Origin of the sequence: Citrobacter sp. R-1.5.2 (assembly GCF_035064245.1) — a bacterium.
In the GTDB taxonomy this organism is placed as follows: Bacteria; Pseudomonadota; Gammaproteobacteria; order Enterobacterales; family Enterobacteriaceae; genus Citrobacter.
Map to the genome: position 1 here is coordinate 432,778 of NZ_JASEYC010000002.1, position 20,035 is coordinate 452,812.

The window sequence follows — 20,035 nt, forward strand, 5'->3', positions numbered from 1 at the left end:
CGAAAAAAAAGGGCGCATTCGCGCCCTGATGTTGATTAATCGGTAAATGGGATAATGATTTCGCCCGGTTTAACCTCAATCCCTTTCGCCAGTTTTTTCGCCAGCGCTTCGCCTTTGCTGCTGTCTTCACGCAGAATATAGGCCGGTTGCTGGTTAAAGTAATTGCGCAGCGACTGATTTAAGTAGGGCATCAGCGTTTGCAGCACTGATTGCATTTTCTCTGGTGTGACGGTCGCATCGACCACTTCCATTTCTTGTAGATAAATCGCGCCTTTTTCTTTATTGAAGACTGGCAATGCTTTTAACTTCAATTTCATGGTCGCTTTCTGGCTACCAAAAAGGGAATTCATATCCAGATTGGCATCGCCTGTCAGCGTCACTTTATTCGGTTCTTCGCGACCAATCTGGCTGGCGAGATTGGTCAGTACGATGTGGGCTTCAGCAACGCCAGGCAGACCAATATCTTTCGAGAAGTCGTTATGCTTAGCCAGTGCCTGATTAATCTCTTGCTCGCTAACCGTGTATTGTGTGAGTTGATTACAACCAACCAACAGGCCGCTGACAATCAGTGCAGCAGCAAAAAAAATCTTTTTCATGGGGTTCCTCAACATGATGCTTGTGGCGTAATCGTGACACAAAGCAGCATCAAGCACCAGCGACCCGGACACCAGCAGAAAAAACTGAAATTGAGTCCGGGACGTCTGGTCAGCTATCAGGCATCAGGTTCCAGCATGCCGCGTGACGGGCGTTTATGGCTAAACTGCCAGCCCAGCGCGAGGAAGGTGATAAAGCCGATAATGCCGAGCATCATCCACGGGAGTTCTGGCTGTGACAATGCTTTACCCATGTCAAACAGCCAGCCGCCACCGATATAACCGATGGCACCGCCGATGGCTAACCCGAGACGGCTAAAGCCCATGTAACTGCCCCGTGCACGCGCATTTGCCAACGATGCGCTCAGCGTTTCGCGTGCCGGTTCCGCAATGATAGAACCGATATAGAAGGTGCAAATCAGGGTGAAAAGCTGCTGTAAATTTCCGACCAGACCGATGGGCATCATGCTAAGAGACATGATCAGCAGGCCTGCCATCAGCCGATGCTCAAGACGAAAACGTTTCTCACTCCAGCGGGCGATAGGGTAGAGCAGCGTTAAAGAGAGACACGCCTCGATGGCATACATCCACTTCACGGCGGCCGGCGAACCGGCAATGTCATTAACCATAATTGGCAGCATCAACATAACCTGTACCGCCAACATGTAATACCCCGCCAGCGTCAGGACATAGGTGACAAATCGTTTGTCATGCATCACATGGCTCATGCCTTCGCGCACGGGAATTTTCACGGTGGACAGCTTCCATGCCGGAAGCAGCCAGGCGTTAAACGCAGCGCACAAAACGAACAAAATCGCACCCGTAGCGCAGACCAGACGGAAATCGTACTGTAACAGCCAACTGCCGAGTAATGCGCCAACAACGGCACCGGCACTGTCCTGCATCATCAGGATGGAGAAAAAGCGCCCGCGCTTTTCCGGGCGGATCAGTTTGACCACCAGTGCCGAACGGGGCGGGTCGAATAATGTACCGCCTAAGCCGGAGAGGAAACAGGAAAACCACAATAGCCAGGGTTCGTGCGCAATCCCCATCGTGGCGAACCCGGTGGCACGCATCAGCATGCCGGTCACAATCATGGGTTTGGCACCAAAGCGGTCAGCAATTGCGCCGCCAAAAATCCCCAGACCTTGCTGAATAAATTGGCGCAATCCAAGTGCGATACCGACCATCACGGCGGCCCAGCCCATTTGGTCGACAAAACGGATAGAGATCAGTGGGAAAACGACAAAGAAACCCAGCACGACCAGCATATTATCGATGAGCAGGAAATATTTACCCAGGTTCCTTGCCTGCGAGACTTGCGACATTTCCCCTCCAGGGAAAAAACTCGTCACTCGGTGGAGAGTTTAAAAGATAAGCACCTTCTATTCTGCGGTGTCGTTTGCGCTTTTCCCACCCTTGGCGGGACAATATTTTTTTATCAAAAGTCCGTCTTGATAGAGAGTTTTCATCAAAATGTGTGAATAATTCAAAAAATGGCATTTTGCTCTTTTCACAGGGTGTATTTGCACAGGTATAGTAATGCGAATTGCGTATTGAAGACGTTACGGGAAGGAGTAGGTATAGAATGTTTGGCTATCGCAGTAACGTGCCAAAAGTGCGCTTAACCACGGACCGCCTGGTCGTGCGTTTGGTGCATGAGCGTGATGCCTGGCGTCTGGCAGATTATTACGCAGAGAATCGTCATTTCTTAAAGCCCTGGGAACCTATCCGCGATGAAAGCCACTGCTACCCCTCTGGCTGGCAGGCGCGTCTGAGCATGATCTCTGAATTCCATAAACAAGGTACAGCCTGGTATTTCGCGCTGCTCGATCCCGACGAAAAAGAAATTATCGGCGTTGCGAACTTCTCGAACGTGGTGCGCGGATCTTTCCACGCCTGTTATCTCGGTTATTCCATTGCGCAGAAGTGGCAAGGGCAGGGGCTGATGTACGAAGCCCTGACCGCCGCAATTCGTTATGTACAGCGGACGCAACATATTCACCGCATTATGGCGAACTACATGCCACACAATAAGCGTAGCGGCGATTTGCTGGCGCGACTCGGCTTTGAGAAAGAAGGGTATGCAAAAGACTATCTGCTGATTGATGGGCAGTGGCGCGATCATGTGCTGACGGCGTTGACAACATCAGAATGGACCCCCGGTCGCTAAGTTTCAGGCGCGCGGCCTGAATAATGGAGAAGACGATGAAATACGAATTAACCGCCACTGAAGCCCGAGTGATTGGCTGCTTATTAGAAAAACAGGTTACTACACCGGAACAATATCCCCTTTCCGTGAATGGTGTGGTGACCGCGTGTAATCAAAAAACCAACCGTGAACCGGTGATGAATCTGTCGGAAGCCGACGTGCAGGACCTGCTTGATAACCTGGTAAAAAGGCATTTTCTGCGGACGGTGAGCGGCTTTGGTAATCGCGTGACCAAATACGAACAGCGGTTCTGTAATTCAGAGTTTGGCAATCTTAAGCTTAGCGCGGGTGAAGTGGCATTGATCACCACGCTGTTACTCCGTGGCGCTCAAACACCGGGCGAATTGCGTAGCCGCGCATCCCGAATGTATGAGTTCAGCGATATGGCGGAAGTAGAGTCGACGCTGGAGAAACTGGCTACCCGGGAAGATGGCCCTTATGTGGTCCGCCTGGCGCGTGAACCTGGAAAACGAGAAAGTCGTTATATGCACCTGTTTTGTGGCGAGGTTGATGAGTCACTCGCTGCGGCAGATGAACCGCAGGCGGCGTCTGGAGATTTGCAGGCGCGCGTTGAAGCGCTGGAAACCGAAGTGGCAGAATTGAAACAGCGGCTCGATTCATTATTGGCACACCTGGGAGACTGACGTGGGAAAATTGCGTATTGGCGTGGTCGGGTTAGGGGGTATCGCGCAAAAGGCATGGTTGCCTGTGTTGGGCGCATCTGCAGACTGGACGCTGCAGGGTGCATGGTCGCCCTCGCGGGAAAAAGCGCTGCGTATTTGTGAAACCTGGCGAATGCCATACGTTGATTCCGTACAGAATTTAGCGGCAACCTGCGATGCCGTTTTCGTTCATTCCAGTACTGCCACCCACTACGCTGTAGTGAGTGAGTTGCTGAATGCCGGCGTTCATGTTTGCGTGGACAAGCCGCTGGCAGAAAATCTGCGCGAAGCTGAACAACTGGTGGAGCTGGCGGCGCGGAAAAAACTGACACTAATGGTTGGGTTTAATCGTCGCTTTGCGCCGCTGTATCAGGATCTAAAGGCGCAGTTGCGTAATGCGGCGTCTGTTCGTATGGACAAGCACCGTACGGACAGCGTCGGGCCGCACGATCTGCGTTTTACGTTGCTGGATGATTATCTGCACGTGGTAGACACCGCGCTGTGGCTGGCAGGAGGACAGGTTCAACTTAATGGCGGCACGCTGTTAACAAATGACACTGGTGAGATGCTATATGCTGAACATCATTTTTCTGCCGACCAGCTACAGATAACCACCAGTATGCACCGCCGTGCAGGTAGCCAGCGCGAGTGTATCCAGGCCGTGACGGAAGGGGGCTTGATTGATGTGACGGATATGCGGGAATGGCGCGAGGAACGCGGGCAGGGTGTGGTACATAAGCCCATTGCAGGATGGCAAACGACGTTAGAACAACGTGGGTTTGCCGGATGCGCACGTCATTTTATAGCCTGCGTACAAAATCAGACGGTTCCTGAGACGGCGGGCGAGCAGGCGATTCTGGCGCAGCGTGTGGTTGAAAAACTGTGGCGGGAGGCGATGGAGGAATAACCCCCTGTAACATCTGGCGGTAGTAATTCACGGTAATCCAGGTACTATATGCCCACTCAAAAAACACCTCTTTTCAAGCTATAGACCAGTTTGTCGGCCTGATAAGACGCTTTAGCGTCGGCATCAGGCTCTGCGACATTGCCGGATGAGGACTCAACGCCTTCTCCGGCCAATGGACTGGCTATACGGGGTTCTGCCTCAGAGTCTGGAATACAACATAGATGAATTTATTAAAATCGCTGGCAGCCGTCAGCTCGATGACGATGTTCTCACGTGTGCTGGGTTTTGCGCGTGACGCGATTGTCGCCAGAATCTTTGGCGCAGGGATGGCGACCGACGCCTTTTTTGTGGCATTCAAACTTCCTAACCTGCTGCGCCGCATTTTTGCTGAGGGCGCGTTCTCTCAGGCGTTCGTACCGATTCTTGCCGAATACAAAAGTAAGCAGGGCGAAGACGCCACCCGCGTGTTTGTCGCCTATGTTTCTGGTCTATTGACGCTGGCGCTGGCCGTCGTCACGGTGGCCGGGATGCTTGCTGCGCCGTGGGTGATAATGGTCACCGCACCAGGGTTTGCTGATACTGCAGATAAGTTCACACTGACTACCCAACTGCTGCGGATAACTTTTCCTTATATTCTGCTGATTTCGCTGGCCTCACTGGCAGGTGCAATCCTTAACACATGGAATCGCTTCTCCATTCCCGCGTTTGCGCCGACGTTTCTGAATATCAGCATGATTGGTTTTGCGCTGTTTGCCGCGCCTTATTTCCATCCGCCGGTGCTGGCGCTGGCGTGGGCTGTCACCGTGGGCGGTGTGCTGCAACTGGTTTATCAGCTTCCGCATTTGAAGAAAATTGGCATGCTGGTACTGCCGCGAGTCAACTTTCGTGATGAAGGTGCGATGCGCGTCGTGAAGCAAATGGGGCCGGCGATCCTTGGGGTTTCCGTCAGCCAGGTTTCAATGATTATTAACACGATTTTTGCCTCGTTTCTGGCCTCCGGCTCAGTGTCATGGATGTACTATGCCGACCGTCTGATGGAGTTTCCCTCCGGTGTTTTGGGGGTGGCGCTGGGGACAATCCTGCTGCCGTCACTGTCCAAAAGTTTTTCCAGCGGTAATCATGATGAGTATTGTCGCCTGATGGACTGGGGGCTGCGCCTGTGTTTTCTGCTGGCGTTACCCAGTGCCGTGGCGTTGGGTATCCTGGCGAAACCGCTGACGGTGTCGCTGTTCCAGTATGGAAAATTTACCGCGTTTGATGCGGCGATGACCCAGCGTGCGCTGGTGGCGTATTCGGTCGGTCTGATTGGCATTATCATCGTGAAAGTATTGGCGCCTGGTTTTTACTCGCGTCAGGATATTAAAACGCCGGTAAAAATTGCCATTGTGACGCTGATTCTGACCCAGGTGATGAACCTGGCGTTTATCGGGCCGTTGAAGCATGCCGGACTGTCGTTGTCGATCGGTTTGGCGGCGTGTCTGAATGCTTCACTGCTCTATTGGCAACTGCGCAAACAGAAAATATTCACCCCACAGGCAGGATGGGCCTGGTTCCTGACGCGTCTGGTGATTTCAGTGCTGGTGATGTCTGCTGCGCTGGTAGGGATGCTTTACATGATGCCGGACTGGTCACAAGGGACAATGGTGTGGCGTGTGATGCGTTTGCTGGCGGTGGTGGTCGTGGGAATCGTGGCCTACTTCGCCGCTCTTGCTGCGCTGGGCTTTAAAGTGAAAGAGTTCGTTCGCCGGACGGCGTAATGGACATCCTATGCCGGATGGCGGTACCACGCCGCATCCGGCCAGCAGAATAGCGTTGCCTGATAAGCACAATGCCATCAGGCAATGATCAAATAGAGAATTTTTTCCCGCCGCGATGTGCCGCAGATGTGTGGCCGTTCGCGCCATACAGCGTCGGCTCCTGGTGCGGTTTCAGCACTTGAATTGCCTGTTGATTGCGTTCGATTTGCCCTTCCAGCAGCCAACCATTGTGCTGGTTGAGATCGCGCAAATGCTGTGTTTTCTTCGTGATTGTCTGCCAGCGCTCGGCAATCTCATCGTTGGCGCTGCGCGTGGCGTCATTCTCCAGGCGGCGCTGCTGTTCCAGATAATCGAGGGTGGCCAGCAAAGAACTTTTTTCTTCTGTAATTCGCTGTAGCTGGCTACCGTTGATCTGCCCTGCAGAAAGCTGATGCTGCTCAGCATCCATCACCGTTTTTAGGTCATTGAGGACGGTCGTCATCTGATCAAGTATTTCTGACAAACGAGTCATACTTTATTTACTCTGTAGGTAGCTCTGTGCCTCGCGGATCAGCGAGTCGGCAATTTTTCCGGTATCCATTTTCAGCTCGCCGTTGCGGATCGCGGTTTTCAGCGCTTCGACACGTTCCATATTGATGTCATTGGTGCCGGGCTGCATCAATTTGGCCTGAGCGTCACTCAGCATTACGCTGGTGCTGTTTGTCGTCGCTGTTTTTTCCTTCCGCGCTTTTTGTACCGGCGAGTCGCTGGTTTCGCGTGGCTGGACAGTGCTTACTGGCTTCAATGGTGAGGTACGATCAATACTCATTTTTTCTATCCTCATCGAGGGGTTACGCTATAGCGGCCCGCTTTAATCATTGGTTGATTATCTATCGGCACTCGCTAAAAAATCTTTAACCTATTATAGGTTAATAAGAATATTCCCATCAGAATCGACGATTCCACTCACCACCTGGCCAGAAATCATCCGCACTCGGGCGTTTTGCGCGACGGCTGCATTGTTGAGCGCTTTACCTTCGGCATTGACCCGAAAGCCGTCTCCGTTGGCGATAACCATCACGCGTTGACCCGCTTTTATCCGCCACGCCTGGCGCAACATTGTGAGCTGGATTGGCTGACCGGGAACCAGGTCGCGCAGGCTCACGGCATCCTGAACCTGGTTAATGTCCAGTACGGCGCGTGGCGGCAGTTGATCCAGACGACCACGTTTTAGCGTTACGCTGGCCGCGTTCAGTGCGCTTCCGCGGGCAACAGGGGCCGCTGCGACAACATAGTTGCCGGTGGCTTGCACAGTGACCTGCAGATAGCGTTTTTCATTGGCGCAGCGGGCCAGCACGTTCACGTTACCCCACAGTTTCGCACTGCCGGACACGCTCAGCGCAGGCTGATCGCAGCTGGGCTGCAAGTTTGGCGGCGTACGGACAGTGACGACCACCTCATCGCTAAACCCGGCCAGGCGCTGGGAAAACCACGCGGTTAACTGCGAATTCAGGTCTTGTGCCAGCGTCATAGGGCTGAACAGCAGTGCTGCCACGACTATTCCACGTTTAAACGTTTGCATCAAAACCTCGCGCTTTTTCAGGTAGTGGCAGGATTCTACCTGTGTGACGCAGTCATCAACGCAACAAATAGCGACGCATTTTGCGTTTATTCCGGCGATAACGCGCGCGTGATGGGATTTAAGCTGTCGGCTGAATTTTGTCATTTGCGGAGGAGATATGCTCGATAAGCTCGATGCCGCCTTACGTTTTCAACAGGAAGCGCTGAATTTGCGCGCCCAACGCCAGGAAATATTAGCGGCCAACATTGCCAATGCCGACACGCCGGGGTATCAGGCGCGCGACCTGGATTTCGCCAGTGAATTAAAAAAAGTCATGGTGCGAGGGCGGGAAGAAACAGGCGGTGTTTCGTTGACGCTGACCTCTGCACAACACATTCCTGCCCAGACTGTCTCGGCTCCTTCGACGGAGTTGCTCTATCGCATTCCTGACCAGCCGTCTCTGGATGGCAACACGGTGGATATGGACAGGGAGCGTACGCAGTTTGCGGATAACAGCCTGAAGTACCAGATGGGGCTTACCGCGTTAGGTGGGCAAATCAAGGGCATGATGAACGTGCTGCAAGGAGGGAACTAACCCGTGGCGTTGCTCAATATTTTTGATATCGCAGGTTCTGCGCTGACGGCTCAGTCTCAGCGTCTGAACGTGGCTGCCAGCAACATGGCGAACGCCGATAGCGTGACCGGACCTGATGGTCAGCCGTATCGCGCAAAGCAGGTTGTTTTTCAGGTTGATGCAGCACCAGGCGCAGCAACCGGTGGCGTAAAAGTTGCTGACGTCATTGAAAGTCAGGCACCGGACAAGCTGGTTTATGAACCGGGCAATCCGCTGGCGGATGCGAATGGCTACGTAAAAATGCCGAATGTCGACGTGGTTGGCGAGATGGTTAACACCATGTCAGCTTCACGCAGCTATCAGGCAAACGTTGAAGTGCTCAATACCGTGAAAAGCTTGATGCTTAAAACGCTGACGCTGGGCCAGTAAAGGAGGCGCATATGTCCGTTGCTGTAAAAATGAATGACCCGAGTACGTCGGGTGTTAATGCTGCCACTGGCAACAGTTCGCTGACAGGGAGCAACGCGGCTGATCTGCAAAGCAGCTTTTTGACGCTTCTGGTTGCGCAGTTAAAAAACCAGGACCCGACCAACCCGCTGCAAAACAATGAGTTGACTACCCAGTTAGCGCAAATCAGTACCGTAAGCGGCATTGAAAAATTGAATACCACGCTGGGATCGATCTCCGGACAGATCGATAGCAGCCAGTCGTTGCAGGCCAGTACGCTGATTGGCCATGGCGTCATGATCCCGGGGACCACCATTCTGACCGGTAAGGGTGCGGAAGAAGGGGCAACGACGACCACGACACCGTTTGGCGTTGAGCTGCAGCAACCGGCAGATAAGGTTACCGCAACCATTACCGATAAAGACGGCAAGGTGGTACGCACCATCGATATTGGCGGGTTGAAAGCGGGTGTGCATACCTTTACCTGGGACGGCACGATGACGGACGGCACGGATGCACCGAGCGGTTCGTATAATGTCTCGATTGCGGCCAGTAATGGCGGAACGCAGCTTGTGGCGCAGCCTCTACAGTTTGCGCTGGTGCAGGGTGTTATCCGCAGTAACGGAGGTAACACGCTGGATCTGGGCACCTATGGAACCACCACCCTCGACGAAGTACGGCAGATAATCTAAGCCTTCACACTTATCAGGAGTAAGTCATGGCCTTTTCACAAGCGGTCAGCGGTCTGAACGCTGCAGCGACCAACCTCGATGTCATTGGTAACAACATCGCCAACTCCGCCACCTACGGTTTTAAATCCGGTACGGCATCCTTTGCCGATATGTTCGCCGGTTCTAAAGTGGGTCTGGGCGTTAAAGTTGCGGGTATTACCCAGGACTTTACCGATGGTACCACCACCAACACCGGACGTGGGCTGGATGTGGCTATCAGCCAGAACGGTTTTTTCCGTATGGTTGACAGCAATGGTTCCGTTTTCTTCAGCCGTAACGGTCAGTTCAAACTCGATGAAAACCGCAACATCGTTAACATGCAGGGACTGAAACTGACGGGCTATCCGGCAACCGGTACGCCGCCGACCGTTCAGCAGGGTGCGAACCCAGGGCCGATCACGATCCCTAATACATTGATGGCGGCACAGGCAACCAGCAAGGCCTCAATGCAGATCAACCTGAACTCATCGGATAAAATCCCGACAACGACAACGTTCGATCCGAAAGATGCTGACAGCTATAACAAAAAAGGCCCAGTCACCGTTTATGACAGCCTGGGCAATGCCCACGAAGTTAACGCCTATTTTGTAAAACAGCCTGATAACAAATGGGCTGTCTATACCATTGATAGCAGCGATCCTAAGGCTGCTGTGCCAACCGCACCGACGTCCACGCTGGAATTTGATACCAATGGGGCGTTAATCGGCGGCGGTACATTCGATATCACTACCGCCGCGCTCAATGGCGCCCCGGCCGTCACCTTCGCAATGAGTTTCCAGAACTCCATGCAGCAGAACACCGGTGCAAACAACATTGTTGCCACTAACCAGGACGGCTACAAACCAGGCGATCTGGTGAGCTACCAAATTAACAATGACGGTACCGTAGTCGGTAACTACTCCAACGAACAGAAACAGGTTCTGGGACAGATCGTGCTGGCAAACTTTGCCAACAACGAAGGTCTGGCATCTCAGGGCGATAACGTCTGGGCGGCAACTCAGGCCTCCGGTGTGGCGCTGCTGGGTACCGCGGGTACGGGTAACTTCGGCAAGCTGACCAACGGTGCGTTGGAAGCCTCTAACGTGGATTTGAGTAAAGAACTGGTGAATATGATCGTCGCTCAGCGTAACTATCAGTCGAATGCGCAGACCATCAAAACCCAGGATCAGATCCTTAACACACTGGTCAACCTGCGCTAAGCGCCTGACGGGATGGCTTAATGGATCACGCAATATATACCGCCATGGGCGCGGCCAGTCAGACGTTGAATCAACAAGCGGTGACGGCCAGCAACCTGGCAAATGCCTCCACACCGGGTTTTCGTGCTCAGCTCAACGCGCTGCGTGCGGTTCCCGTAGAAGGGCTTTCACTACCGACGCGTACGCTGGTAGTTGCTTCCACGCCTGGGGCCGATATGACGCCAGGCCAGATGGATTATACCTCCCGTCCGCTGGATGTGGCCTTGCAGCAGGATGGCTGGTTAGCTGTGCAGACCGCTGATGGCAGCGAAGGATACACCCGCAATGGCGCTATTCAGGTGAGTCCAACCGGTGAGCTGACTATTCAGGGACATCCGGTGATCGGCGAAGCTGGGCCGATAGCGGTACCGGAAGGGTCGGAAGTGACTATCGCCGCTGACGGAACGATTTCGGCGCTCAACCCAGGCGATCCCGCAAATACGGTGGCGCCAGTAGGACGTCTGAAGCTGGTTAAAGCGACGGGAAGTGAAGTGCAACGTGGTGATGACGGGATGTTCCGTCTGAATGCGGCAGCGCAGGCTACCCGCGGGCCGACACTGCAAGCCGACCCCAGCATCCGCGTGATGTCGGGCGTACTGGAAGGCAGTAACGTCAAACCAGTTGCGGCGATGAGCGATATGATTGCCAGCGCTCGCCGCTTCGAAATGCAGATGAAGATTATCAGTAGCGTGGATGATAACGCGGGCCGCGCCAACCAACTGCTGTCGATGAGTTAATACAGGACATTTTATGATCAATTCATTATGGATCGCCAAAACCGGCCTGGACGCGCAGCAAACCAACATGGATGTGATTGCCAACAACCTGGCAAACGTCAGTACGAATGGTTTTAAACGCCAGCGTGCGGTGTTTGAAGATCTGCTGTACCAGACAATTCGTCAACCGGGAGCTCAGTCTTCTGAACAGACAACGCTGCCGTCTGGTTTGCAGATTGGTACTGGTGTGCGTCCGGTTGCGACCGAACGTTTGCACAGCCAGGGTAACCTGTCGCAGACCAATAACAGCAAAGATGTGGCGATTAAAGGCCAGGGTTTTTTCCAGGTCATGTTACCGGATGGGACGTCAGCCTATACACGTGATGGCTCTTTCCAGGTGGATCAGAACGGTCAGCTGGTCACGGCGGGTGGTTTTCAGGTGCAGCCTGCAATCACTATCCCGGCTAACTCGCTGAGCATCACCATTGGACGAGACGGTATTGTCAGTGTGACTCAGCAGGGCCAGGCTGCGCCTGTTCAGGTGGGACAGCTCAACCTGACGACCTTCATGAATGATACCGGTCTGGAAAGTATTGGTGAGAATTTGTACACCGAAACGCAATCGTCCGGCGCACCGAACGAAAGCACGCCGGGGCTGAACGGCGCGGGCCTGTTGTACCAGGGTTATGTGGAAACCTCTAACGTCAACGTGGCGGAAGAACTGGTTAACATGATCCAGGTTCAACGTGCTTATGAAATCAACAGTAAAGCGGTATCGACCACCGATCAGATGCTGCAGAAACTGACGCAACTCTAAAGTGACGTCCGGTGGGGTGAAAGCCTCACCGGCGCACTGATTTTGAAGATGAAGGCAATGCGAAAATACGCGCTTCACCCATACCCGATTTTGGCCCTGCTGGTGGTTTCACTGACAGGATGTGCCTGGATCCCGGCTACTCCGCTCGTGCAGGGCGCGACGACTGCCCAGCCAGTTCCAGGCCCGACGCCGGTGGCGAATGGATCAATATTTCAGTCTGCGCAGCCGATTAATTATGGCTACCAGCCGTTATTTGAAGACCGCCGTCCGCGCAATATTGGCGATACGCTGACTATCGTATTGCAGGAAAACGTCAGTGCGAGCAAAAGCTCCTCGGCGAATGCCAGTCGTGATGGCAAAACTAACTTTGGTTTTGACACGGTACCCCGTTACCTGCAGGGGCTGTTTGGCAACGAGCGTGCCGACGTAGAGGCTTCTGGCGGCAACTCGTTTAACGGTAAAGGCGGCGCGAACGCCAGAAACACCTTCAGTGGTACGTTGACCGTGACGGTTGATCAGGTACTGGTGAATGGCAATTTACATGTCGTGGGTGAAAAACAGATCGCCATTAACCAGGGCACTGAATTCATTCGCTTCTCTGGGGTTGTTAACCCGCGCACCATTAGCGGCAGCAACTCTGTACCGTCAACGCAGGTTGCGGATGCGCGTATTGAATATGTCGGTAACGGCTATATCAATGAAGCACAGAATATGGGCTGGTTGCAGCGTTTCTTCCTTAATTTATCGCCGATGTAAGCGAGGTATCCAGTGTTTAAAACTCTTGTTGGAATGGTACTGGTCCTGGCTACCACTTTTGCGCATGCCGATCGCATTCGTGATCTGACCAGTGTTCAGGGGGTGCGTGAAAACTCACTGATAGGCTACGGGCTGGTGGTGGGGCTGGACGGTACGGGTGACCAGACTACCCAGACACCGTTTACTACGCAAACGCTGAATAACATGCTCTCTCAGCTGGGGATCACCGTGCCGACGGGCACCAATATGCAGTTGAAAAACGTGGCGGCGGTGATGGTGACTGCGTCATTCCCGGCGTTTGGCCGTCAGGGACAAACCATCGATGTGGTGGTCTCTTCAATGGGGAACGCCAAAAGCCTGCGTGGCGGGACGTTGCTGATGACGCCGCTGAAAGGGGTCGATAGCCAGGTATATGCGTTGGCGCAGGGGAATATTCTGGTCGGTGGTGCAGGTGCCGCAGCGGGTGGAAGTAGTGTCCAGGTGAACCAGCTCAATGGTGGACGTATCACCAACGGTGCCATTATTGAACGTGAGCTACCCACCCAGTTTGGTGGTGGTAATACCATTAATCTGCAGCTGAATAATGAAGATTTCACCATGGCACAGCAGATAACCGACACCATCAACCGTTCTCGCGGATTTGGCAGTGCGACTGCGCTGGATGCACGCACGATTCAGGTACGTGTCCCGAGTGGTAATAGCTCGCAGGTACGTTTCCTCGCAGATATCCAGAATATGGAAGTGAACGTCACACCGCAGGACGCGAAGGTGATTATTAACTCCCGTACGGGATCGGTGGTAATGAACCGTGAAGTGACACTGGATAGTTGCGCTGTAGCACAAGGCAACCTGTCGATTACGGTTAACCGCCAGGCGAATGTCAGCCAGCCGGATACACCGTTTGGTGGTGGACAAACCGTGGTGACGCCACAAACGCAGATTGATCTGCGCCAGAGCGGTGGTTCGTTGCAGAGCGTTCGTTCCAGTGCCAACCTGAACAACGTCGTACGAGCATTGAATGCGCTGGGGGCAACACCGATGGATCTGATGTCTATCCTGCAGTCCATGCAAAGTGCAGGTTGTCTGCGCGCCAAACTGGAAATCATCTGATGATTGGTGATAGCAAACTGCTGACCAGCGCAGCCTGGGATGCACAATCACTGAACGAACTGAAAGCGAAAGCGGGTCAGGACCCGGCGGCCAATATCCGCCCGGTCGCCCGCCAGGTTGAAGGGATGTTCGTGCAGATGATGTTGAAAAGCATGCGCGAGGCGCTACCCAAAGACGGTGTGTTTAGCAGCGACTCCACGCGTTTATACACCAGCATGTATGACCAACAGATCGCCCAGCAGATGACGGCAGGAAAAGGACTGGGACTGGCAGAAATGATGGTCAAGCAGATGACGCAAGGACAGGGGCAACCTGCGGATGATGCGCCGCAGGTGCCGATGAAGTTCTCGCTGGAAACGGTGACCAGCTATCAAAATCAGACGCTGACGCAACTGGTGCGTAAAGCGATGCCCAGAACCACAGAAAGCAGTGATGAACCGCTGTCGGGTGACAGCAAAGACTTCCTCGCTCAACTTTCGTTGCCGGCAAAACTGGCCAGTCAACAGAGTGGGGTTCCTCATCATCTGATTCTGGCGCAGGCTGCGCTGGAGTCCGGATGGGGGCAACGACAAATTCGACGAGAGAACGGCGAGCCGAGCTTTAACATTTTTGGGGTAAAAGCCTCGGGAAGCTGGAAAGGGCCGACCACTGAAATCACCACCACCGAATACGAAAACGGTGAGGCGAAAAAAGTGAAAGCGAAATTCCGTGTTTATAGCTCCTATCTTGAAGCTCTGTCGGATTATGTCGGTCTGATATCTCGCAATCCGCGTTACGCCGCAGTGACCGGTGCTGCGACCGCTGAGCAGGGTGCCCAGGCATTGCAGAATGCCGGTTACGCCACTGACCCTAACTATGCGCGTAAATTAACCAGCATGATCCAGCAGCTAAAATCGATGAGCGAAAAGGTGAGTAAAACCTACAGTACGAATCTCGATAATCTCTTTTAAATAGCTCAAGTCTGCTGACCTGCTGCCGATAATACCGAGTATTGAAGGATTACAAGGAACCTCCATGTCCAGCTTGATTAATAACGCGATGAGTGGACTCAGCGCAGCGCAGGCCGCGTTGAACACTGCCAGTAATAACATCTCCAGCTATAACGTTGCCGGATATACCCGACAAACGACAATTATGGCGCAAGCGAACAGCACGCTGGGTGCGGGGGGCTGGGTCGGCAATGGTGTCTATGTTTCTGGCGTACAGCGTGAGTATGACTCATTTATCACTAATCAGTTACGTGCGGCGCAGAACCAGAGCAGCGGTCTGACGACACGTTATGAGCAAATGTCAAAAATCGACAACCTGCTCGCCAGCAAAACCAGTTCGATCTCAACGTCGATGCAGGGTTTCTTTACCAGTCTGCAGACGTTGGTGAGTAACGCAGAAGATCCGGCGGCACGTCAGGCACTTATCGGTAAAGCTGATGGCTTAGTCAATCAGTTCAGAACGACGGACCAATATCTGCGCGATCAGGATAAGCAGGTCAATATTGCGATTAAAGCCAGCGTCGATCAAATCAACAACTATTCGAAGCAAATTGCCAGCCTTAACGACCAAATCTCCCGTTTGACGGGCGTTGGCGCGGGTGCATCACCTAACGATCTGCTCGATCAGCGCGATCAACTGGTGAGTGAGCTGAACAAGATTGTCGGCGTGGAAGTCAGTATTCAGGACGGCGGCACCTATAACGTGACCATGGCGAATGGCTATTCGCTGGTGCAAGGCAGCAATGCTCGCCAACTGGCCGCTGTACCTTCCAGCGATGATCCCTCTCGCACGACTGTCGCTTATGTTGACGGTGTGGCCGGAGAAGTTGCCATCCCGGAAAAGTTGATCACGACCGGTTCGCTGGGCGGGCTGTTGACGTTCCGTTCGCAGGAACTCGACCAAACGCGTAATACCCTTGGTCAGTTGGCTCTCGCTTTTGCTGATGCGTTTAACACGCAGCACAAAGAAGGTTTTGATGCCAACGGCGACCCGGGCAAAAACTTTTTCGATATTGGTGGCCCGGCAGTCCTTAGCAATACGAAGAATAAAGGGACCGGTGCGCTTGATGTAAAAATGACGGATAGCTCGTCGGTACAAGCCACAGACTATAAAATTACGTTTGATGGTACTGACTGGCAGGTGACCCGTCTGGCTGACAATACCAGCTTTAAGCCGACGGTCACTGGCGGAAAAATGTCGTTTGATGGGCTGGAAATCACCGTCAAAAATGGTGCGGTGGCAAATGACAGCTTTACGGTGAAACCCGTGGGGGACGCCATTATTAATATGAAAGTGGCGGTGACCGATGAGTCGAAAATCGCCATGGCTGAAGTGTCCAAAAATGACGCTGATCCCAATGTTGATAAAGGAAAAAGCGATAACCGTAACGGCCAGAAACTGCTGGATCTGCAAACCAAGGCAACCATCGGGAATAAAACCTTTAACGATGCTTACGCTACGCTGGTGAGCGATGTCGGCAACAAAACGGCGACCTTAAAAACCAGCAGCACTACGCAAAACAACGTGGTCACGCAGCTTTCAAATCAGCAACAGTCTATTTCCGGGGTTAACCTCGACGAAGAGTACGGGAATTTGCAGCGTTATCAGCAGTATTACCTGGCCAACGCTCAGGTGCTGCAAACGGCGAATTCGCTCTTTGATGCACTGCTGAATATTCGCTAAGGGAGAGGAACTCAATGCGTATCAGTACTCAGATGATGTACCAGCAGAACATGCGTGGCATCACCAACTCTCAGGCTGAATGGATGAAATTTGGCGAGCAGATGTCAACGGGGAAACGCGTGAACAACCCGTCTGACGATCCGATTGCCGCATCACAGGCCGTGGTCCTTTCGCAGGCTCAGGCACAGAACACGCAATATACGCTGGCACGCTCGTTTGCAACGCAAAAAGTCTCGCTGGAAGAGAACGTATTGAGCCAGGTGACGACGGCAATTCAGGCTGCGCAGGAAAAAATTGTTTATGCCGGGAACGGAACGTTAAGCGATGACGACCGTGCATCGCTGGCCACCGATCTGCAGGGGATTCGCGATCAGCTGATGAACCTGGCAAATAGTACCGATGGTAATGGTCGCTATATTTTCGGTGGATATAAAACAGAATCGGCACCGTTTGCCCAGGCAGATGGCGCTTACAGTGGCGGTACAACAAACGTTACCCAACAGGTCGATGCCTCGCGCACTATGGTTATTGGTCATACTGGGGATAAGGTGTTTGCCAACGTCACCAGCAATGCCGTGCCGGAACCGGGTGGCGGTACTCAGGAAAAGAACCTGTTTAAAATGCTGGATACTGCTATTGATGCGCTCAAAACCCCTATTGAGGGTGATGACGTGGCAAAAGCTACCGCCGCTGCTGCCATTGATAAAACCAACCGAGGTTTAAAGAATTCACTCAATAATGTTTTGAGCGTCCGTGCAGAACTAGGTACGCAGCTTAGTGAATTAAGCTCGCTTGATTCACTGGGTGCCGATCGCGCATTAGGCCAAACCCAGCAGATGAGCAATCTGGTTGACGTTGACTGGAATGCGGCGATTTCTTCGTATGTTATGCAGCAGGCTGCGCTACAGGCATCGTATAAAACGTTTACCGATATGCAGGGAATGTCACTGTTCCAGCTCAACCGGTAACGACCCTTTTTGAAACATATCATGAAACTGGATATGTTTGTCTGCCCGCTCCACATACACCCCGGAGCGGGCATTTTTTTAGGCTGCAGTTGTCTGGCTAACAGGCAATTTACCGGTCAGTCTAATTACCAGTGCAACAACACCGCAGAAAGTGGCCAGCGTCACCACGCCTTCCCAGTTTGCCAGCGCATAGACCTGACTTCCGAGTACGGAACCCAGCGCCATGCCGATAAACACCATGGTAAATAGCAACGCATTCAGACGACCTCTTGCCTGAGGCTCCAGGCTATAAACCAGGTTTTGGTGGGCGACCAGGCTGGATTGCAGCCCGAGATCAAAGCCTATCGCCGACAGGGCAATCAGCAGCCACTGCCCCTGTACTGGCAGGGCTGGAAGCAAGAACATAAGTGCAAAAGAAAGCGTGACTAACAGCGCACCCAACTGTGTTACCCGTCCGGCACCTACTTTATCTGCCAGATGACCTGCCATAGGGGCTGCCAGCGCTCCGGCTGCCCCTGCAATACCAAATGCTCCCGCCATCGCGCTGCCCATGTGGTAATGTTCAGAGAGCATAACCGCCAGTGTTGACCAGAAGGCACTGAAGGCAACAGACAGGAAGCCCTGTGCCCACGCCGCCCGGCGCAGTGGAGGATAACGTCGCCACAGTTGCGCCATGGACAGCATTAATGCCGGATAACTCAGCGTGGAATGGACCGTAAAGCGGGGCAGCATTTTCCACATCAGCACGGTAATCACGGCAATACTGACGGCGGCAAGTTGATACATTTCCCGCCAGCCATAGGCTTCACCTACCAGCCCGCTGATGGTCCGTGAGAGTAAGATCCCCAGTAGAAGACCGGTCATGACGGTACCCACCGTTTTTCCCTGTTTGCCTTCAGGCGCCAGGATGGCTGCGGCCGGCACGATATCCTGAGCCATGGTCGCTGCCATTCCCATCATTAAGCTAACCAGCAGTAGCGAATGTAGCTGCCCGGTAAAACTGCAGGCCAACAGCAGTGCGGCAAGAGAGACGCTTTTTAGCAGGATTAATGTCCGACGGTCATAACGGTCGCCCAACGGCAACAAAAATAAAATGCCCAGTGCGTATCCTGCCTGGGTGAGCGTTGGCACCAGACCCATGCCGGTGATGCTTAAGGCCAGGTCCTGGCCCATTAATGGTAAAAGAGGCTGGGCATAATAGATTGCTGCAACGCTGAACCCAGCGCCCAGTGCCAGAACAAAAATAACCCAACGGGAAAGTGCGGTGTGTGTGTTCACAAATGATTCCTCAATCACGGGATGTGCGGCTATTTTTATCCTTCAACCGGTGGCACGGTAGCGAGCGCAGTGGTAAAACAGTTATACGCTACACGTATGAATAATGACTAAATGATAAAAACTGAACGTATAGATAGGGTGGAGTTGATGCGCACGTTTGTGCGCATCGTTGAGGCTGGTTCGCTTTCAGCGGCGGCAAAGCAAATGGGCACCACTCAGGCAACCGTCAGTCGACGACTGCAATCCCTTGAGACGCTGTTGGGCGTTAAGCTGATTATGCGTACCACCCATGCAATGAAACTGACTGATGATGGTGAACGGGGGTATCAGCACGCCAAACACATTATCGATGCCTGGCTGGCGCTGGAGGACGGGTTGAACGTCACGGAGGATGAGCCAGTGGGGACGTTGCGGGTTCGGGCACCGCATGCGTTCGGCCAACAGCAACTCCTTGAACCACTTCTGCAATTTCTTTCCCGCTATCCACAGTTATCCGTTGAGTGGATGCTGAATGATAAGACCGTTGATTTTCTCAGCGACAATATCGACTGCGCTATCCGGGTTGGGGCTGAGGTCGATCCGGCAACGGTTTCGGTATTGTTAGCTGAAGTCCCGCGAAGTATGGTGGCCAGTCCCGAGCTTCTCGCGCAATTTGGGATTTTGACTCACCCTGAACAGTTATCGGCGCTGCCCTGGATCGCGGTAAATACATTTTATCAGCACAGCGTGTCGTTACTTCACCACAGGCGTAAAGAAGCTATCACGCTGAATATTTCTCCCAGATTAAGTACCGACAGTATTTACGTCGCCAGAAATGCTGCACTTGCGGGGCTGGGGGTTACCCTTGTCTCAAGCTGGATGGTGGAAGACGATATCGCCTGCGGAAGATTGATTACGCTATTACCTGACTGGCATGCGGCGTCATTGCCTGTGCATTTGGTTTATCCCTGGGCTCGTTATTACCCAACCCGCTTGCGCAAATTTCTGGCATTAATGAAAGAGGTTATGCCACAGGTAACGGGGATGAGGGGCGTTCACGACGTATAAAAAAAGCCG

22 protein-coding genes are annotated in these 20,035 nt (G+C 53.1%); 16 read left to right on the forward strand and 6 right to left on the reverse strand.

Features of this window, described 5'->3' with window-relative positions; genetic code table 11:
- Positions 1-35: 35 nt before the first annotated feature.
- Both QMN38_RS06025 and mdtH read right to left on the reverse strand, forming a co-directional pair.
- Complete coding sequence (locus tag QMN38_RS06025) at positions 36-596, reverse strand: lipoprotein (RefSeq protein ID WP_061068127.1); 561 nt, start codon at positions 594-596, stop codon at positions 36-38.
- Between the two features lie 116 nt (positions 597-712).
- Positions 713-1,921, reverse strand: a complete 1,209-nt coding sequence (mdtH, locus tag QMN38_RS06030) for a multidrug efflux MFS transporter MdtH (protein WP_323604704.1) — start codon at positions 1,919-1,921, stop codon at positions 713-715.
- 260 nt (positions 1,922-2,181) lie between these two features.
- Here mdtH and rimJ point away from each other — a divergent pair, with 260 nt between their 5' ends.
- The 4 genes from rimJ (at position 2,182) to murJ (ending at position 6,131) form a co-directional block, all read left to right on the forward strand.
- On the forward strand, positions 2,182-2,766 hold the full coding sequence (rimJ, locus tag QMN38_RS06035; RefSeq protein ID WP_005129064.1) for a ribosomal protein S5-alanine N-acetyltransferase: 585 nt from the start codon (positions 2,182-2,184) through the stop codon (positions 2,764-2,766).
- Between the two features lie 35 nt (positions 2,767-2,801).
- Positions 2,802-3,449 (forward strand): YceH family protein, encoded by a 648-nt coding sequence (locus QMN38_RS06040; RefSeq protein ID WP_323604705.1) that lies wholly within the window; start codon positions 2,802-2,804, stop codon positions 3,447-3,449.
- A 1-nt stretch (position 3,450) separates the two neighbouring features.
- Entirely contained in the window at positions 3,451-4,374 is a 924-nt protein-coding gene (locus tag QMN38_RS06045) for a Gfo/Idh/MocA family protein (RefSeq protein ID WP_271450133.1), read from the forward strand.
- Between the two features lie 221 nt (positions 4,375-4,595).
- Positions 4,596-6,131, forward strand: a complete 1,536-nt coding sequence (gene murJ, locus QMN38_RS06050) for a murein biosynthesis integral membrane protein MurJ (protein ID WP_271441726.1) — start codon at positions 4,596-4,598, stop codon at positions 6,129-6,131.
- 88 nt (positions 6,132-6,219) lie between these two features.
- On the opposite strand, the gene flgN is transcribed toward murJ, so the two are convergent.
- From flgN to flgA, 3 genes are all read right to left on the reverse strand, one after another.
- Positions 6,220-6,642: a flagella biosynthesis chaperone FlgN gene (flgN, locus tag QMN38_RS06055; RefSeq protein WP_271441727.1), complete on the reverse strand. Its 423-nt coding sequence runs from the start codon at positions 6,640-6,642 to the stop codon at positions 6,220-6,222.
- A gap of 3 nt (positions 6,643-6,645) precedes the next feature.
- The gene (flgM, locus tag QMN38_RS06060; protein ID WP_005129057.1) at positions 6,646-6,939 is read right to left on the reverse strand and encodes a flagellar biosynthesis anti-sigma factor FlgM; all 294 of its coding nucleotides are present in this window, start codon (positions 6,937-6,939) and stop codon (positions 6,646-6,648) included.
- Positions 6,940-7,032: 93 nt separating this feature from the next.
- On the reverse strand, positions 7,033-7,692 hold the full coding sequence (gene flgA, locus QMN38_RS06065; protein WP_061068834.1) for a flagellar basal body P-ring formation chaperone FlgA: 660 nt from the start codon (positions 7,690-7,692) through the stop codon (positions 7,033-7,035).
- 157 nt (positions 7,693-7,849) lie between these two features.
- Here flgA and flgB point away from each other — a divergent pair, with 157 nt between their 5' ends.
- The 11 genes from flgB to flgL all read left to right on the forward strand — a co-directional run bounded on the left by flgB (position 7,850) and on the right by flgL (position 17,701).
- Entirely contained in the window at positions 7,850-8,266 is a 417-nt protein-coding gene (flgB, locus tag QMN38_RS06070) for a flagellar basal body rod protein FlgB (protein WP_003036189.1), read from the forward strand.
- Positions 8,267-8,269: 3 nt separating this feature from the next.
- Entirely contained in the window at positions 8,270-8,674 is a 405-nt protein-coding gene (gene flgC, locus QMN38_RS06075; RefSeq protein ID WP_045441655.1) for a flagellar basal body rod protein FlgC, read from the forward strand.
- A gap of 11 nt (positions 8,675-8,685) precedes the next feature.
- On the forward strand, positions 8,686-9,384 hold the full coding sequence (flgD, locus tag QMN38_RS06080) for a flagellar hook assembly protein FlgD (protein ID WP_271441729.1): 699 nt from the start codon (positions 8,686-8,688) through the stop codon (positions 9,382-9,384).
- 26 nt (positions 9,385-9,410) lie between these two features.
- The gene (gene flgE, locus QMN38_RS06085; protein WP_323604706.1) at positions 9,411-10,622 is read left to right on the forward strand and encodes a flagellar hook protein FlgE; all 1,212 of its coding nucleotides are present in this window, start codon (positions 9,411-9,413) and stop codon (positions 10,620-10,622) included.
- Between the two features lie 20 nt (positions 10,623-10,642).
- Positions 10,643-11,398: a flagellar basal body rod protein FlgF gene (locus QMN38_RS06090; RefSeq protein ID WP_045441661.1), complete on the forward strand. Its 756-nt coding sequence runs from the start codon at positions 10,643-10,645 to the stop codon at positions 11,396-11,398.
- 13 nt (positions 11,399-11,411) lie between these two features.
- A complete protein-coding gene (flgG, locus tag QMN38_RS06095; protein WP_005129045.1) occupies positions 11,412-12,194 on the forward strand; it encodes a flagellar basal-body rod protein FlgG in 783 nt (260 codons plus the stop codon).
- Positions 12,195-12,251: 57 nt separating this feature from the next.
- The gene (gene flgH / locus QMN38_RS06100) at positions 12,252-12,950 is read left to right on the forward strand and encodes a flagellar basal body L-ring protein FlgH (protein ID WP_003836756.1); all 699 of its coding nucleotides are present in this window, start codon (positions 12,252-12,254) and stop codon (positions 12,948-12,950) included.
- A 33-nt stretch (positions 12,951-12,983) separates the two neighbouring features.
- Positions 12,984-14,060: a flagellar basal body P-ring protein FlgI gene (locus tag QMN38_RS06105; protein WP_137383046.1), complete on the forward strand. Its 1,077-nt coding sequence runs from the start codon at positions 12,984-12,986 to the stop codon at positions 14,058-14,060.
- Positions 14,060-15,010: a flagellar assembly peptidoglycan hydrolase FlgJ gene (gene flgJ, locus QMN38_RS06110; protein ID WP_271441731.1), complete on the forward strand. Its 951-nt coding sequence runs from the start codon at positions 14,060-14,062 to the stop codon at positions 15,008-15,010. Before QMN38_RS06105 ends, flgJ begins: the two co-directional genes overlap by 1 nt.
- Before the next feature lie 64 nt (positions 15,011-15,074).
- The gene (gene flgK, locus QMN38_RS06115) at positions 15,075-16,733 is read left to right on the forward strand and encodes a flagellar hook-associated protein FlgK (protein WP_271441732.1); all 1,659 of its coding nucleotides are present in this window, start codon (positions 15,075-15,077) and stop codon (positions 16,731-16,733) included.
- A gap of 14 nt (positions 16,734-16,747) precedes the next feature.
- Entirely contained in the window at positions 16,748-17,701 is a 954-nt protein-coding gene (flgL, locus tag QMN38_RS06120) for a flagellar hook-associated protein FlgL (RefSeq protein ID WP_271441733.1), read from the forward strand.
- A gap of 78 nt (positions 17,702-17,779) precedes the next feature.
- Here flgL and QMN38_RS06125 read toward each other — a convergent pair whose 3' ends face one another.
- Positions 17,780-18,979, reverse strand: a complete 1,200-nt coding sequence (locus tag QMN38_RS06125) for an MFS transporter (RefSeq protein WP_271441734.1) — start codon at positions 18,977-18,979, stop codon at positions 17,780-17,782.
- Positions 18,980-19,090: 111 nt separating this feature from the next.
- On the opposite strand from QMN38_RS06125, the gene QMN38_RS06130 reads away from it, so the two are divergent.
- Positions 19,091-20,026 carry a LysR family transcriptional regulator gene (locus QMN38_RS06130; RefSeq protein WP_323604707.1) on the forward strand — a complete coding sequence of 312 codons (936 nt, stop codon included), beginning with the start codon at positions 19,091-19,093 and terminating at the stop codon, positions 20,024-20,026.
- Positions 20,027-20,035 lie beyond the last annotated feature (9 nt).